Origin of the sequence: Planktothrix sp. PCC 11201 (genome assembly GCF_900009135.1) — a bacterium.
Taxonomy (GTDB): domain Bacteria; phylum Cyanobacteriota; class Cyanobacteriia; order Cyanobacteriales; family Microcoleaceae; genus Planktothrix.
In genome coordinates this window covers 95,787-113,018 of the sequence record NZ_LT797700.1, presented here as the reverse complement: position 1 = coordinate 113,018, position 17,232 = coordinate 95,787, and the positions used below count along the sequence as shown (strand labels likewise).

Genomic DNA, 17,232 nt, shown 5'->3' with positions numbered 1-17,232 from the left:
GTCCGTTCGGTGGGTGGGGGGGGTTGGGAGGGGGCTAAGGGTTCTTGGAGACTGGCACTTGATACCCCCCTAGCAGCTAAAGTCGCCGTTAAAGCGTCTAAAGAAGCCTGGGTGAGTTGGGAAGTTTCCGTTGTAGTTGGGGTGGTGGACTTTGAGGCAGAACCCGCGGCCGTCGTCGGACGTCTCGGTTGCACGACCACCCACTCATTAGAAGGACTGCCCGTTTCATTGGGTAGGGCTTCCAGATAGGCCTGGACATGGGGATCGGCAAAATAATCCTTCAAGGACACCGACTTATCCAGCAAATCCCGAAAATGGGGAAATACCTCATCCTGTAACCAACTTTCGGCGTAGAGACATAACCCGGGTAAAAGGTCGGGGGAATTCTGGGAATTTTCTCGGATAAAAGCAATGGGTTCCCGTTCCTGACTTAATTCTAGGGAACGACTGGCTTCTTCGGTTTGCCCTAATAGTAAGGCACAAACGGCTTTTTCTAAATGCACATCTTGCCGTCGGCCTAACTGCATCAGCATCAATTTAGCCTTGCGAATTAGGGCGGGTTGGGCTTCAGCAAATCCCTGGGCAATTAAGGCATAAACCGCTAAATAGGTAGCCACGGCCGAAGGGCGACGGGCTTCGGTTTCAAATAACCCCTGTTGTTCGGTGGTGGTCATGTAGCGACGGAGTTGCTGCACAAACCGCAGAAAGTCCTCCACACCTAAACCCGACCCGTCATCCCCTTGACCATCAATTCCGCCGCGTTCGTGGAGCATTTCTCGCAGGAGTTGCAACCCTTTGCGACGTTCTGCGGCTTTTTCTAGGGGGAGTTGGAGTAATTCTAAAATCCGATAGGGACGGAGTTTGTAGAGATCCGTTTGCATTTCACCTCTTAAACTGGCAAACAAGCTTTCTCTTAATAATAGATTCTGTCCAGCTTCTAAGGAAGAAGCGGCATTTTCATATTGTCCTTGTTGCCATTGTTCTCGACCCAGTTCTAAATAGGCACTGGTGACGGTTAAAACAATATCGGGAACAATGAGGGACGCTTCCCCAAAACGACCATCTTTGAGGCCAATACTGCCCGTATTCAAATAGGGGTGACAGAGTTTCACCACCAATTCATATTCCCCCAGTTCATGGAGGAGTAATAAAGCTCCCACAAATTGTCGATCTTCGATCTCAATACTGGGGGTATGAGCATCGATCACGGGTTCGAGGGCGGTGGATTCGGGGCTGGCCCGTTTCCCAAAAGCTGGAGTTTTGACTTCTGATTCGGGTTCGTAGGTTTTGGCTAGAAACCCCATATCATAAGCATTTCGCTGATCGGCATCCGATAAAATAGCATAGGCTTCATCAATCAACTGTTTGCGCGCAGCGATCGCTACATCAGAATACTCCCGTCTCGGAAGTTGCAAAGTGCGATCGCGGTGCGCTTGCTTCAGTTGTTCTGGAGTTGCTTGAATCGGTAAGCCTAATATTCGGTAATAATCGAGTGGAATACGCACGGGCAACTTCCCCAACGGTGAGAAACTGATTTAGCCATATTAGCAGGAAATGGCGGAATGGGAAGAACCTAGAGGCATCTATAGCACTACCCATTACAGTAGAGACGCGCCATGGCACGTCTCTACTAAATCTCTGCAAACTCATTGAATGCTTACTATTCCCTATTCCCCATTCCCTATTCCCTATTCCCTATTCCCTATATCAACGCAGGGTAACAAATTCTTCTCCACTACTCGGGTGAATTCCCATGGTGTTATCAAAGTCTTTTTTGGTCGCTCCCATATTAACTGCGATCGCTACTCCTTGAATTAATTCCGCCGCATCTTTTCCCACCATGTGAGCACCTAAAACCCGATCAGTATTCGTTTCCACAATTAATTTCATGAATATTTTATCTTCCGATCCGGTAAAACTATGGAACATCGGACGAAAACGGGCCGTGTAACATTTAATATTATCCCCAAATTTTTCCCGGGCTTGGGTTTCTGTTAAACCTACAGTAGCGGCTTCGGGATAGGAAAAAACCGCCGTGGCAATATTTTCATGGGTAATAAATCGGGGTTGATGACCAAATTCCGTATCGGCAAAAGCTCGTCCTTCGGCGATCGCCACGGGGGTTAAATTCATCCGATCGGTACAATCTCCCACGGCAAAAATATTAGCTTGATTTGTACAACTATCCGCCGTGACTACAATTGCTCCTTTTTCGTTAACTTCTATCCCGGCATTTTCTAACCTTAATCCGGCTAAATTGGGTTTACGTCCGGTGGCACAAAGTAGGGCATCTACGGTTATAGATTTTGAGTTTTTACCCTTAAAAAATAACTTTAATCCGGCTTCGGTCTTTTCAATTTTTTTAATTACTTTTTCGGTTAAAAACTCAATCCCATGACTCGCCATCCCCGCTTGAATATTATTTCTAATATCCTCATCAAACCCATGTAAAATCAAATCTCGGCGAATAATTTGGGTAACTTCACTGCCTAATCCTTTGAGAATACTGGCAAATTCTACCCCAATATAACCCCCACCCCAAACAGCAAATTTTTGAGGTTGTTCTGGGAGTAAAAACATTTCTCGGGAGGTAATACTATGTTCAATACCGGGAATATCGGGTTTAACCGCTTCTCCACCAACCGCAATTAAAATTTTATCGGCGGTTATTTTTTTATCGCCCACTTCTACCGTATGGGGGTCAATAAATTTAGCATAACCAGAAATGAGTTCAACTCCGGCTTTTTGTAAAAAACTAATATGCAATTGACTTAACCGTTTGACTTCCGTATCAACGGCCGTAATTAACTTATTCCAATCAAATGTAGGTGCAACTTCTCCCCATCCGTAACCCTGAGCATATTGGTACATATAGGAAAATTGGGAAGCATAAACCATTAATTTTTTGGGAACACAACCCCGAATTACACAGGTTCCCCCCACTAAATCATGTTCGGCGATCGCCACTTTTGCTCCATAGGATGCAGCCCGTTTTGAAGAAGCTAATCCACCGGAACCTGCACCAATCACAAACAAATCATAATCATAACTCATAATCTAATTACCCCTTTTATGACCCTTGAATATTAATCTGTTCAATCCACTTTAAATTATAGAGGTTTTTCAGCACAGATAGGAAACAGGGAATGGGTAATGGGTAATGGGTAATGGAGAAGATATAAAATCTTTAATAAACAAGGGATAAAATAACTTATAAATTGGGTAATTCTATAATATAGTTGATACTCTCAGGTCAAACAATATGGCGTCCATCTCATCAGAAACACAATCCGTTAGCAACCGGGCACCCAGACAGGTAGGGGAACATTCCAATATTCCGGTGATCTCCCAACCTTTAACCCCTGGAGATCTGAAATCGGGGCTATTTTTATTAACAGAAAATGCCGATACCGTTGAAATTGCCCCCGGAGTGCTTCTTTCTGGATATCCTAACGGGTTAGCCGCCTTGGGGGGAGATGATTATGTTCGCGGCTCCACAGACCCGGAAGCAATGAGGGGAAATCGGGGAAATGACACCCTCGAGGGTCAAGGGGGAAATGATAACCTGTGGGGGGGTCAAGACCCTGATGTGCTTTACGGAGGTACGGGGGATGATCTGCTCAGTGGCAATTTGGGCAATGATTATCTGTTTGGAGATGCAGATAATGATTTACTCCGAGGAGGTCGAGGGGATGATGCCTTAGTCGGTGGGGCGGGTAATGATACCCTGATCGGTGATTTGGGTGTGGATCGTCTTTGGGGCGGTGAGGGGGCGGATGTCTTTGTTCTGCGTACCGATACGGCGACTCCTGCAACGCCGGACTGCGGTTGTGGTAATGTTGATGGTCTTGATGAGATTACCTCGGATTTTATCCTCGATTACAATGGCGCCCAAGGGGATAAAATTGGCTTGACGGGGGGGTTAACGGCTAATGATATTGTGTTAACCGAAAAAACCATTACCTATGGCGATCGCCGAGATTATGATAGTAGTGGCCCTTTCCCCCTCGGTCAGATTAGAACTTTGGATTTTCAAATTGAATCTGCATCGGTGACAGTAATTACAGAAGCCAAAACCGGGAATGTTTTAGGTTTAGTCAAAGGAGTTTCACCCGCACAACTTCAATTTGTCTCTTTTTCAGATAGTATTTAAGGGAACGGGGAACGGGGAACAGGGAACACCGGATAATACTTCTGGCTGTTTCATATCAGTATTAAAATATTACAATCTTGACGCGGATTGATATATGAAACAGCCGGTGTTTACTTTTAAGCCGAAATCTTGGATACAACTCAAATAGGATTGCTATAAAATTGTTAGATTCAGTTTAACAATCCTGTTGCTAAGTTTTCAGATTGCTCTCGAATTTCTCGGACTGCGGTGGTTTCCCAGCGATGTCCTTTACAGGCTGTACCTAAAGTATATAGTTGTTGAGAAATTTCACCTTTTTGATCAATTAATGCCCCGGTTTTTGTGACATCTAAACCTAAATTTAATGAGTCGGAACGAATTAAACCGCTTTTGAATAAGTTACTCAGTAGAGGAGAGGAAAGTTTCTGATAATCACCGACGGAATTAGTACAATTAATGACTAAACTCACTCGTAAATTTAATAATTCTTGATGGTGTTTTTGACGAATCATCACGTCTACATGATCGGGGTTTTCAGAATATTCTAAAATTCGACCTGCATATAAAATCAACTGCTGATGATTGAATAACTCTTGGATTTGTTGGTGAACATCAGGTGCAATTCGATGGCGCACAACGTCCCAATAGGGTTGAACATGGCGCAAAAATCGAGCCTGTTCTGGGGGTGAAAGATGATTCCAAATTGATTGAGTTTCAACTCGCAAAGAATCAATTACTGCCCTCCAATTATACCCTTTTTGATCAGCCTTGTCAATTTCTTCCCGAATTCGATGCACTAATTCCCGTGTGGTTTTTGGGGCAGATTCTGGGGTTAAAAATGGGGGGAATGGTTCGACTTTGGCGTGGGGTTGGGGGAATAAACCGCGTCGAGAGACAACATAAATTTTACCCTGATGGTTTTGTGCTTTTAGGGTGGCAATAATATCGATAGCAGTTAATCCTGATCCGATTAATAATAGGGGTTCATGGATTGATTTTAAGGGTAATTGGGGTTCAGACCAAGCCCAAGACACATAACGGGAACTCTGATAAAATGAAGGGTTAGAAATAGCCGGATTTTGAGGAGGAAAATTACCCAGGGCTAAAACAGATTGATCAACGAATAGTTGTTCTCCACTTTTTAAGGTTATAATTAGATTATTGAGTGTTTGATCAATAGCGATCGCCTCATCTAAAACCCGATACAAAAGAACTCCAGCCTGGGCTTTTTGTTCAGCATCTTGCAAAATTGAGCGCAGATATTCACTATAAAATTTTCTGGGAACAAAGGTATCCGCCGTAATTAACTGATCGGGATAATTAATATTCAGCCATTGTAAAAAATTATCATGCTGATCCCCAAAAGCACTCATTTTCCCCGCAGGAACATTGAGTAAATGATGGTCTGAAGGAGTGCTATAGGCAATCCCTTCCCCCAATTTATTTCTGCGTTCTATTAAATGAATCTCTAAAGGATGGTTAGCTTTTTGCAGGAGATTAATTGCCACCATAACCCCACTAAAACCGCCCCCAATAATTGCAATCTTTTGAGTCATAAATAGGAGTTAATTCTGATGATTAATTCTTAGATGCTTATAAAAATCAACTGCCCTCTTTTGGGCACCGAAAGCAGTTGATAGGCTGAGTTTGAACCTGTTTGAATTGCAAGTGTATTACAATTCATTTAAGATGTCAAGCCCTAAAAAGTCATCTATCGCACAAGACCAAAGAAACCGGGTTTCTGCGTAAGAGTTAGGATACCAAGCGCGAAGGGATGTCCCTAGCCGTCTATACCCCATGATAAATTCAGGGGTTTGCGTCCTCTGATTTTTCCGTATCGACAAACCTGTTTGTTAATTCTTCATTTTCCGACTTAAGCTAGAATTGAAAGTAATTGCTGAATCCACCTCTACAATTGTTGATCTGAATGTTTAGTTATTTTGCTTTTCGTCGTTTCCAGCCTCTAATTTTATTATTGCTAGGTGCTGGTTTTTTCATTCCGGCTGATCAGGCGTTATCCTTAACGAATGAACAAGCGCAAGCCTTTAGTGCCGAATATATGAAAGGCTGTTTACAAGGGGTGAGTCAATTCGGTCTTGATCCCGAAAAAGGGGAACAGTATTGTCGTTGTACCCTGAATAATTTGCTACAACTTCCTGATGAAAAATTGCAGTCTTTAGGACAATTGAGCGAAGAACAAATTAAGCAAGATTCAGCCATTCAAAATGCCATCAATAGTTGTGTGTCAACTTATATTAAACCCGGTGAATAGGTAATATAGAAAGTCTAAAGTTTTGGGTGCATTCCGAATTCCTGAATTGAATTATTAATTGCTGTACTCAATAGATAGGGATTAATCAACCTACAAGAGTCATCCTTGTGGAGTATGTAAACGTTACATAGTGAAGGTTTACAGATTAATTTTATCCATCTATTTATAGCAGCGGACATAGCTACTAGCACAAAATATACGCTTGTCATTGTCCTAAGCGTAATCGCGACTGCTATAAAAATTTGAGTACAGTTTTTACCTTGTGGGAAAGGAAGCCAGCCAAATTTTATGAAAGCAATACAAGCAATTAACCAAAATTCTTTAAAAACTTTAAATCGAATTTTCACCAGATTTAATCACGATTTTTCTCTGATTTTGGCTCACTGTAATTATAGAATGGTTAGAGAAAAATTTATTACACAATTACAAGAACAACATCCTAACTTAATTAAAAATATTGTCATAGATGCCAATGTTACTAATCTTTATAATGCCTTAGTTACAGCCATTGAAACAGAAGAAAATACCCCGATAGCTTTAATCATATCCGGTTTAGAGTCAAACGAACAACTGGAAATTTTGATTAAAATTATGAATCAAATGCGGGAGGAATTTCGTCGAAAATTTCACTTTCCTTTGCTATTGTGGGTGACGGATTCTCTCTTACAATCTTTAATTCGCTTGGCTCCTGATTTCCATAGTTGGTCAACCTCAGTTTCTTTTGAAATTAGTACGGAGGATTTATTACAGTTTATCAAACAAATGACAGAGCAAGTTTCTGTCAAAGTATTAGATAGTGGTGCTGGTATTTTTTTAGAAAATTCTTGTTTTGATTTAGAGTTAGGTTCGCCGTTAAGATTAGAATTAGAATCGGCTCGCCAAGAGTTACAGAAACGGGGAGAACCTTTAGATATCGAACTAGAGGCTGGTTTGGAGTTTATATTGGGTCGAATTTCTGACCATTATAATCAAGTTTCTTTACAACATTATGAACGAAGTTTGCAGCTTTGGAAACAAACTAATAATTTAATTCGTCACAGTCAATTATTATTTTATGTAGGATTTTGGTGGCACAGCCACGGAATTTTACATCGATTTCAAAAAGAATCGGCTTATCATCAGGCTAAAACTTATTATACCGAATCCATCCAGAAGTTTAAACAAGCCGACCGTGGGGATTTAGTGGCTAAATTTATTAATGCTTTAGCCGATATCTTGTTTGGATTAAAACAATGGCAAGAATTAGAAGAAGTTGCTCAAGAATCGATTCATTATAATCGAATTTACGCCTATCCTTTTAGAGAAGCTCGGGGATATCATTTTTTGGCAGAGGTTGCTTTAACTAAAAGTTCTCCCTTGGAAGCTAAAACTTTAGCAGAAAAAGCTCAGAATTTGTTAACTAAAACCTGCTCCACTTATCAAGCTCAAACAGCAGAACAACAGTTAATTTTAGACTGGGAAACCTCCTATCATCAAGGATGGTATTTATTTACCCTAGCTCACGCCCATCAACAACTGAATCAACAGCAAGAAGCGATTAATATTCTGGAAAAAGCCAAAGCCAGAACTAAACCTCACTATGACCCAGACCTGTATATTAAAATTTTACAACTTTTACAGGATTTATATTTCCAAAAAAGCGAATATTTAATGGCTTATGAAATCAAACAAAAACGTCGGGAAATTGAACAACAATTTAGATTAAGAGCGTTTATCGGAGCCGGAAGACTCGGACATATTCAAAGTATTACTAATCCCAGTTTACCCCCCGTTAATCACCCCCAAATTATTAATCCCGAAATTAGTGCCTCCGGTCGTTTATCCGTGGTAAATTGGTTGTGTGAACGTATTAGAAGAAATGATTGTCGATTAACAGTGATTTATGGACAGTCTGGAGTTGGTAAAAGTTCAATTTTGCAAGCGGGTTTTATTCCAGAACTGCAAAAAACTTCGATTGAAACCCGTTATTGTATCCCAGTATTACTGCAAGTTTATACGAATTTTAGTCGAGAATTTTCTCGGGCTTTAGCCAAGGGAATTAGGGAGTTTAAAAATATTGAATTAGATTCTTCGATTTTAAATGATCAAGAGATAATTTTAGAGCAAATTAGAGCTTTAGTTCACCAAAATTTCTGGGTTATTATTATCTTTGACCAATTTGAAGAATTTTTCTTTGCTTGTAAAGATAATCAACAGCGACAAACCTGTTATAAATTTATCAAAGATTGCTTAGATATTCCCTATGTTAAAATTGTTTTATCCTTACGAGAAGATTACCTACACTATTTATTAGAATGTACTCGTCAGGGCTATTTAGAAAGTATTGGGAATAATATTTTAGACCGTAATATCCTATCTTATATTGGAAACTTTACGCGAGAAGAAGCTAAATCCGTGATTAAAAGTTTAACAGAAAGAACACAATTTTTTCTTGAACCTGCCCTGATTGAACAATTAGTTGAAGATTTAGCTGAAGATTTAGGAGAAATTCGACCGATAGAATTACAAGTTGTAGGTTCTCAGTTACAGGCTCAAAATATTAACACGTTACAACAATATCAACAAGCGGGACAAAAGAAAAAATTAGTCGAAGATTATTTAGATGAAGTGATTCAAGATTGTGGTTTAAGTAATAAAAGTTTGGCTGAGTTGGTGCTTTATCTGCTGACGGATGAAAATAATACTCGTCCTTTAAAAACCCGCGCTGATTTAGTCCGAGGAATTAAAGAAATAGCGAATCATTTTGACAATATTAATCAAAATTTAGATACGGTTCTGAAGATTTTTGTCCTCTCAGGTTTAGTATTTCTTTTACCCGAAATTCCCGCCGAACGGTATCAACTGGTACATGATTATTTAGTCAGTTTAATTCGTCAAAATCGCAGTTCTGTGATTTTAGAACAGTTAGAAATAGAAACAAAAAAACGCCAACAAGCAGAAGCAAAAAATAAAGAACTTTGGCAACTTTTTACCCGTTCCACTATTATTGGTGGTGGTATGGCACTTTTATTAACCTTAGCATTAGGATTTTTAAGGATTTCAGAAGTTAAAAATAAACAAGTTAACTTAGCTTTAGAAAATACGAAATACACAGCTTTAACCACAGAAAATAATCAGCTTGAAGCCTTATTAACCTTAGTTACCGCCGGAAAATTTCTATCCAATCAAATGGCTAAATCTGCTATTGAACAAGAAACTCAGAGTAAATTAAGTATTGCAGTTCAAGTGATTCAAGAAAAAAATATTTTAGATGGACATGACAAGAATAATGTTTTAAGTGTGAGTATTAGTCCCGATGACCAACTGATTACTTCGGCGAGTATTGATAAAACTATTAAATTATGGACTCGTGAGGGAAAACTAATTAATACTTTACAAGGACATAAAGATTCCGTTTGGTTTGTTACCTTTAGTCCTAATAGTCAAATCATGGCTTCTGCGAGTCGGGATAAAACCATAAAACTTTGGAAAAAAGATGGAAAATTCATCAGAACATTAAAGGGACATACCGATGAAGTCAAATGGGTTAGTTTTAGTCCCGATGGTCAACAAATTGCTTCCGCGAGTCGAGATAAAACGGTTAAAATTTGGAGTTTAAATGGTAACTTAATTAAAACTTTAAACGGACATAAAACACCCGTTCTCAGCGTTGTTTTTAGTCCTGATGGTCAACTTATTGCTTCATCGAGTGAAGATGGCTTAATTAATATTTGGACTCGCCAGGGGGAACTGATTAAAACAATTCCCGCCCATGCTAAGCCGATTTGGAGTATTGTTTTTAGTCCCGATAGTCAAATAATTGCCTCGGCGAGTGATGATAAAACCGTGAAATTATGGGGTCGAGATGGTCAATTAATTAGAAGTTTAGCAGGATATCAACAGGCAGTTAATAGTGTTGATTTTAGTCGAGATGGTAATTTAATTGCCACGGGAAGTACGGATGAAATGATTAAAATTTGGACAAAGGAAGGTTTGTTGATTTCGACTCTGCAAGGACACAAGGGTGGGATTAATCAAGTCAGTTTTTCTAAGCAAAAAGAGATGTTGGTTTCTGCTAGTCAAGACGGCATCGTTAGAGTTTGGAATTTACAAGCCCTACCTCGAATGATTCAACTGAAAGATTATAAAATTTATAGTAGTAATTTTTTGGGTAAAAATAGTGATTTAGTTGCTTCTCCTGGCCGAGATTTAAAAACCAATGATCATGTTGTTGTATTATGGACTTTAAATGGAGAAGTAAAACGGACGTTTAGAGGTCATAGTAATACGGTTAATAATGTCAGTTTTAGTCCTGACCAAAAAATGATTGCATCAGCCAGCGATGATAAAACAGTAAAAATTTGGGATTTAGAAGGTAAGGAAATTAATACTATTGTCCATCCATCGGCTGTTTGGAGTGTGATTTTTAGCCCTAATAATCAGTTGATTGCCACCGCCAGTAATGACAATAAAATTCGGATTTGGGCAATTGATGGCACTTTAAAACAGACTTTGGAGGGTCATAAAAAACAAATCAATGATTTAAGTTTTAGTCCCGATAGTAAAATTTTAGCTTCTGCGAGTAATGATAAAACTGTTAACCTATGGGATGTCAGTAAAGGGCGTTTTATCACTTCCTTAATTGCGGCTAAAATTCGGTTTAGTTCTGTCAGTTTCAGTCCCGATGGACAATTGATTGCAGCGACTAAAGATGGGGAATCAATCGCGATTTGGAAAAATAAAAATTCAAACTGGGAACTTTTACAAACTTCTGTTATTTTAGGCAAACATTGGAAACCAATTTATGAGGTTAATTTTAGCCCCAATAGTAAAATATTAGCTTCTGCAAGTGTAGATGGTACTATTAAACTTTGGGATATTAATGGAAGTTTAATTACAACTTTAAAGCCAAGTTTAGAACCCATTTTATCAGTTAATTTTAGTCCCGATGGCAAAACTTTGATTGGGATTCAAAAAACGCAACCCAGTCGAATTGGTGTCTGGTCAATTGACACGAATCAAGTTAATGAAAATACTAATAATTTGTTAAAAAAGGCTTGTGTTCAACTTCATGATTATTTAGAAACTAGCCCTAATGTTAACAGTATCAATCAAAAAATTTGTGATGAGTTTAATCCCTCTCGCTAAAACATTAAGTAGAGACGTTTTATGCAACATCTCTACTAAAAGGTGGATTTGCACCTAATTATGGATTTATATTAATCTCGTGGCGGTCTACCCGTATCTTTGATTATTTCTTGACCTTCCTCCCTAGCTTGAGGACAAAGGCTAATACTATTGTGAATGCTACAGGGAAATTTAACAATAGAATTGGAAATAGTCAACTCTGAAGCTTTTGCTTGAGTTGTTGTAATCACCGATAACCCGATTAGGGTTAAAGAGATCAGACTTTGGCGTAACATAATTAGACTCCTGTTGGTACAATAACAGAATAAATCCGCTTATTAAACCCATGAATTAATGCACACAAATAAGGGTTTTAACGGGCTTAAAATTTTAATTAAGAGGGGGTTAATAAACGGATTTAATTCCTCTAAAATAAGCTGGGGTGTTATTGACTTCAACCTAAACTACCCAGTTCATGAATAATTGAGTTTTCCAGTCTTAACACTCTACTTTTCTAGTTCAAATTTGTGAATCAGGAATACTTTTTATTTATGTATGATTTTTTTTATGAAATACTTAAATATTTGCTAATGATGATTAATAAAAGAGGTGAGGATATTAGTCATTAGTTATTATTTATCAGTTTATTACCCATTCGTAATTCGTAATTACCCTTAATTCATATTCATTCCCCCCAAGGGAACAGAAATTAAATCATGAAATTGGGTATCTCTAATGCGTTTTAATTCCCACATCCATTTGGTTTCTGCGTCAATTTGTTGATAATATTTTTGAGCTAAATTCTGCTGTTGAGCAATATCGGTTTCCCCCCATAATTTTAATGCCATATCTCGTCTTTTTTGACAAATAACGGTTTCAATGGACGCAATAGAACTGCGAATAACTAACTGGGGGCGACAAATATCAATTTCCGTATGTTCGTCCAAATAAAATAGATGATAAAATTGTTTGGTTTGTTGATTTTTTTCCAAACAAACTTGTTGCAATTCCAGAATTAAATCCACCGTATCTAAACTCTTTTCAGATCTTTCCTCAATTTGGGCAATTTCTCGCCATAAAAACCGATGATGAGCTAAACTAAACTGTAAATCTCTCGCTTCTAACCCATCAACAATGGTTAGGCGATATTCGGGACAATGCAGATATATTCTGAGGAGTTTGACTTCTGCTTCTTCTAATAAACTGCGCTCGGAGTTAATACTCAGTAAATTATCAGAAGATGGTTTATTTTTTCCTATTTCTAAATGATGCTGATTTACTTGAGTTTGTAAATTTTTAGCTAAGAGAGAAACTAACCGATTTTGTCCTTGACTCAGAAGTTCAGCACAGTATTGAATATAATGGGTGCGTTGCATTCCATTTTCAATTTTTTTTAATAATTCTACCATTTGTTTTGAGACTTGCTGCGACTGGGAAACGGTTTCTAGGTTTTTTCCAATTAATAAACGTTGAATTTGCCAATCAATCCAAAATGGAGCATTAACCAATAATTTTTGATAATCTTCAGCAGAATTATGAATTAAAAACTCATCGGGATCTTTACCAGAAGGAATATTTAAAATCCGTAAATTAATATAACCTTGATAAGCCAGATCTTCAATTTCTCCAATCGCCCGTTCTGCTGCTTTATTCCCCGCAACATCTGCATCAAAATTGAGAATAATTTGTTTAGATTCTGTGTAACGAACTAACTGCCGAACTTGATTTAAACTTAATGCAGTACCTAAAGAAGCCACAACATTTTCTATTCCGGCGGTATGTAACGCAATTACATCAAAATAGCCTTCGACAACAATCGCTTGATCCTGTTTACCGATAGCATTTTTTGCTTTATCTAAGGCAAATAAAGTCTTGCCTTTATCAAATAATTCGGTTTCGGGAGAATTAAGGTATTTTGGCAGTTCATCCCCTAAACTTCTGCCTCCAAATCCAATAATTTTTCCCTGACTATCATGAATCGGAATCATTAACCGATCTCTAAATCGATCATAATATCCATTGCCAGTTTTTCGAGGTACAATTAGCCCTGCTTGTTCAACTAATTCCGCCGGAAAATGTTTTTGTTCCACCAAATAATCATAGAGTGTTTCCCATCCTTGGGGAGCATATCCTAACTGAAAATATTGAATAGTATTTTCTTTGAGATTTCGTTTTAATTTTAAATAATCTAAGGCTTGAATTCCTTCCGGTTGTCTTAAAGTATATTGATAAAAACCCGTAGCGATCGCTAAAATCTCATATAATTGTTCTCGTAAAGAAATCTGTCTTTGTAATTCCTGACGTTTTTCCGGTTCCAAAGTCTTCACCGGAACTTGATACCGTTTAGCCAACTCTAAAACCACCTCACTAAAAGAACTTTTATCCAAATCCATAATAAATTTAATCGCATTTCCCGCCGCCCCACATCCAAAACAATAAAACATTTGTTTCGTGGGACTAACGGTAAAACTAGGGGTTTTTTCATCATGAAAAGGACACAACCCCACAAAATCTTTCCCCCGTCGTTTCAACGAAACTTTCTCGGACACGATATCATAAATATCCGCCCTTTCTTTGACTTCTTCTATGGTTTCTGGATGAATTCGGGGAGTCAGCATTAGGGATTAAACTAAAATGATTAGTCTTTATTTTGCCATAAAATATCCTTAATGATCTTTTCTACAGGGGAATGTGTAGCAAACATTAAAAGATTTATATTCAACTGTTAATTAACTAAATTCTCGGCAATTATTGAATTTTCTGTAATCTCTGAATATTTTTTTGATTCTGAAGTGGCGGATGTTGTAGGGATTTTTAAATTAAAAGCAACAACTAACTGATTTTTGTCAATATGAATATTAGAAATATTAATAATACTTTTTTCAGTAAGCAAACTATCAACGGGAATCTCAGGGGGTGTCTGTCGTTTATATCCGGCTTCTTCTAACCATTCTGTAACTTCTCGCCAACTTTCAATCCGAGCATCTAACTTATCTACCAAACTTTTCACATATCGATATAACGTCACACAGAGGTCAGTTTTCACACCTTTAACGTTCTTTCCCAGTTGTTCGGCAATTTCCGCCGGACTAAACCCACACAACAACCCCCGCAAATGCAGCTTTTCCATCGGCGTCAGGCGTTTTCCCTTAGCAGAGGCGAGGTCAGTATAAAGGGTTTCCAAGTCCCAATGGAGTGCAGCCTGGTTGAACTGTTGATCAAGGGAAGTCATGATGTCGCGTCCTTAATGTCCTGTTAGTATCCTAACACAATTCCTGTTTAAATACAGATCACAGTTAAGATTGCTTCCTGTAAGATGGTAAAAAGATCACACAAATCAGCAATAGGCAAGAATCACTAAGAATTTGCCTAAAATCCCCAAATTTCAGCAGTTTTCGTTAAAAAATCCCTAACCAGAGGTGTATTGTGAGCGAACAACATAAAGGCGAGAAGGAATCGGACTATAGCGGTAAGCGAAAAGATGTTCAAAAGAGCAAGTGTCCCAACTGTAAGGGCTTAAAGTTTTTGCCGTGCGAAGATTGTAAGAAAACAGGAAAAATTAACGGAAAAACCTGTAAGAAATGTGGTGGACAAGGCGCGCGGCAATGCAACCCCTGTAATGCGACAGGATTTATTCTTGGCCGATAACAGTCCAGCTAGGAAAAATTTGAAGATTTCTAAATAAAAAGGAAAAGTGTATGACTTTAGATATTGAATTTGTGGACAGTCCCGATCCTCGTTGTGCAGTTGTACTGCTTCTGGATACATCAGGTTCAATGAGTGGTCAACGGATTCAAGAGTTAAATAAAGGATTGGTTACTTTTCAGCAAGAACTCAGCCAAGATCACCTTGCATCTAGGCGCGTGGAAGTTGCGATTATTACCTTTGATAGTTCAGTAAACATCGTTCAAAATTTCGTGACCGTTGACCAATTTAATCCTCCTTCTCTGTCGGCTACGGGTTCAACTGAGATGGGGCAAGCCATTGAAACAGGACTCAATCTCTTAGAATCTCGCAAAGCCGATTATAAAAATAATGGGATTGAATATTATCGTCCTTGGGTCTTACTAATTACAGATGGCGGCCCTAATCCCGGTTGGGAAAATGCAGCCCAAATGGTTCGACAATTTGCTGCTAATAAAAGAGTCCAATTTTATGCCGTTGGTGTTCAAGGAGCAGATATGAATACCCTCTCACAGATTGCTCCAGCTAATAAGCCACCTTTGATGTTAAAAGGACTGGATTTTCCAGCGTTATTTAAGTGGTTATCTAATTCAATGTCAGTCGTATCCGCTAGTAAACCCGGTGATCAGACTGCTCTTGCACCCGTGAACGCATGGGCAGTAATTAGTACCTAAATACGAGGTTTTTTATGCAGTGGCAAGCAGTCGGATGGAAAGAACAAGGCATAGGACACATTAAAAATGGTACTCCCTGTCAAGATGATTTTGAATATCAAATTATCTCAAATAAACAGGTGATTATTGGTGCTGTTTCTGATGGCATGGGAAGCGCGGCTCACTCGGAGTTAGGTTCACAAATAGCAGTTCAGACAGCTATTCGTTTGCTGAATCAAAACAACTGGTTAAATAACCCCCTAAATGATAATCAAGCTAGAGCTTTTTTTGAAAAGTTACTCAAATCTGTAGTAACAGAAATTCAAGCTGAAGCTAACGATAAAGGCTATGCTGTCAGAGACTTAGCTTGTACCCTATTGGCTTTTGTCGCTACCCCAGACTGGCTTGCCGCTATGCAGGTTGGTGATGGACTAATTGTGATTCGTCCGCAAGAGGAGGCAACTTACAAACTATTATTCAGACCTAACAAGGGAGAATTCACCAATGAAACTGTACCTATAACTTCCTCTATAGCAAGTCAAGAAATGCAAGTAACAGTCATTCCAAAAGCCGTTGATTTTATTTGTTCTGCTACTGATGGGATAGAACGTATTTCATTATTAAAATCTCAAAATTGGATAGCTTATCACAAGTTTTTTGAGCCTTTAGAAAGACAAATTATGCGCCCGAATATAACTCAAACGGAGAAGCAAAATATACTGAGAGATTTTTTAAATTCTGAGCGAGTCAACCAAAAAACCGACGATGATAAAACTGTTTTGTTGTGTATTCAACAGGAAGAAAATAGAAGTAATTCAGTAAAAACTCAGTCTTCTAATATTAGTAAACCTGTCCAGAAATCTGCTCCTTCATCATCTCCATCACCACACCATAAATCACCTAATCAATCTCAAGAAGCTACCGATGATAGGGATCAAGCACTCGATCAAGTTGAACAAAGGATTTATAAATTAATAAGATGTCTAGATCCTAATCTTAAGATTATATCCGAAATTAAAGAACAAACTTTGGGAATCTATCTAATATCTCAACGTCCTTTAAATAAGGGATATTCATTGATATTATTAATACTCTTAAATATTAATGATATTAAGTCAATCCGCGTTAAAAAAAAAGTAAAAGTTTTTAATCAAAATGTTTCAGCATCTCAAACTTATTGGAGTGGAGAAGTTAGTCTGGTTTTATTACCATTTTGGATAAAAAAAGTATTGGCTATAGCTGTTGGTGCTATTGTGATGACGTTGATTTCTGCCTTCATTAAAAATATTCCTAATCAATTTTTCGTAATATTATTTTACTTTATATATAGCTTAATACTCATTTTCATCTTTGACCTTTTTGTAAACCAAAAAAAATAGGTAATT

11 protein-coding genes are annotated in these 17,232 nt (G+C 38.3%); 5 read left to right on the top strand and 6 right to left on the bottom strand.

Annotation, left to right across the window (positions count from 1 at the left end; genetic code table 11):
* The coding region (locus PL11201_RS09955; protein WP_144017723.1) for a J domain-containing protein at positions 1-1,505 on the bottom strand (1,505 nt) is incomplete at its 3' end.
* Between the two features lie 202 nt (positions 1,506-1,707).
* Positions 1,708-3,054, bottom strand: a complete 1,347-nt coding sequence (gor, locus tag PL11201_RS09950; RefSeq protein ID WP_079678435.1) for a glutathione-disulfide reductase — start codon at positions 3,052-3,054, stop codon at positions 1,708-1,710.
* A gap of 208 nt (positions 3,055-3,262) precedes the next feature.
* On the opposite strand from gor, the gene PL11201_RS09945 reads away from it, so the two are divergent.
* Positions 3,263-4,153, top strand: a complete 891-nt coding sequence (locus PL11201_RS09945; RefSeq protein ID WP_079678434.1) for a calcium-binding protein — start codon at positions 3,263-3,265, stop codon at positions 4,151-4,153.
* A gap of 170 nt (positions 4,154-4,323) precedes the next feature.
* Here the strand turns inward: PL11201_RS09945 and PL11201_RS09940 are convergent, their stop codons facing one another.
* Entirely contained in the window at positions 4,324-5,688 is a 1,365-nt protein-coding gene (locus PL11201_RS09940) for an FAD/NAD(P)-binding protein (protein ID WP_079678433.1), read from the bottom strand.
* A gap of 371 nt (positions 5,689-6,059) precedes the next feature.
* Here PL11201_RS09940 and PL11201_RS09935 point away from each other — a divergent pair, with 371 nt between their 5' ends.
* Both PL11201_RS09935 and PL11201_RS09930 read left to right on the top strand, forming a co-directional pair.
* Complete coding sequence (locus tag PL11201_RS09935) at positions 6,060-6,404, top strand: hypothetical protein (RefSeq protein ID WP_079678432.1); 345 nt, start codon at positions 6,060-6,062, stop codon at positions 6,402-6,404.
* Between the two features lie 288 nt (positions 6,405-6,692).
* On the top strand, positions 6,693-11,531 hold the full coding sequence (locus tag PL11201_RS09930; RefSeq protein WP_079678431.1) for a WD40 domain-containing protein: 4,839 nt from the start codon (positions 6,693-6,695) through the stop codon (positions 11,529-11,531).
* Between the two features lie 71 nt (positions 11,532-11,602).
* On the opposite strand, the gene PL11201_RS09925 is transcribed toward PL11201_RS09930, so the two are convergent.
* From PL11201_RS09925 to PL11201_RS09915, 3 genes are all read right to left on the bottom strand, one after another.
* Positions 11,603-11,806 (bottom strand): hypothetical protein, encoded by a 204-nt coding sequence (locus tag PL11201_RS09925; RefSeq protein WP_079678430.1) that lies wholly within the window; start codon positions 11,804-11,806, stop codon positions 11,603-11,605.
* 378 nt (positions 11,807-12,184) lie between these two features.
* The gene (gene dnaG, locus PL11201_RS09920) at positions 12,185-14,128 is read right to left on the bottom strand and encodes a DNA primase (RefSeq protein ID WP_079678429.1); all 1,944 of its coding nucleotides are present in this window, start codon (positions 14,126-14,128) and stop codon (positions 12,185-12,187) included.
* Between the two features lie 107 nt (positions 14,129-14,235).
* Positions 14,236-14,742, bottom strand: a complete 507-nt coding sequence (locus PL11201_RS09915) for a helix-turn-helix transcriptional regulator (RefSeq protein WP_079678428.1) — start codon at positions 14,740-14,742, stop codon at positions 14,236-14,238.
* A gap of 466 nt (positions 14,743-15,208) precedes the next feature.
* Between PL11201_RS09915 and PL11201_RS09910 the strand changes: the two genes are divergently transcribed.
* Positions 15,209-15,868, top strand: coding sequence for a vWA domain-containing protein (locus PL11201_RS09910; protein ID WP_079678427.1), 660 nt, complete (start codon positions 15,209-15,211; stop codon positions 15,866-15,868).
* A 14-nt stretch (positions 15,869-15,882) separates the two neighbouring features.
* Positions 15,883-17,226 (top strand): PP2C family serine/threonine-protein phosphatase, encoded by a 1,344-nt coding sequence (locus PL11201_RS09905; protein WP_079678426.1) that lies wholly within the window; start codon positions 15,883-15,885, stop codon positions 17,224-17,226.
* The last annotated feature ends 6 nt before the right edge of the window (positions 17,227-17,232 follow it).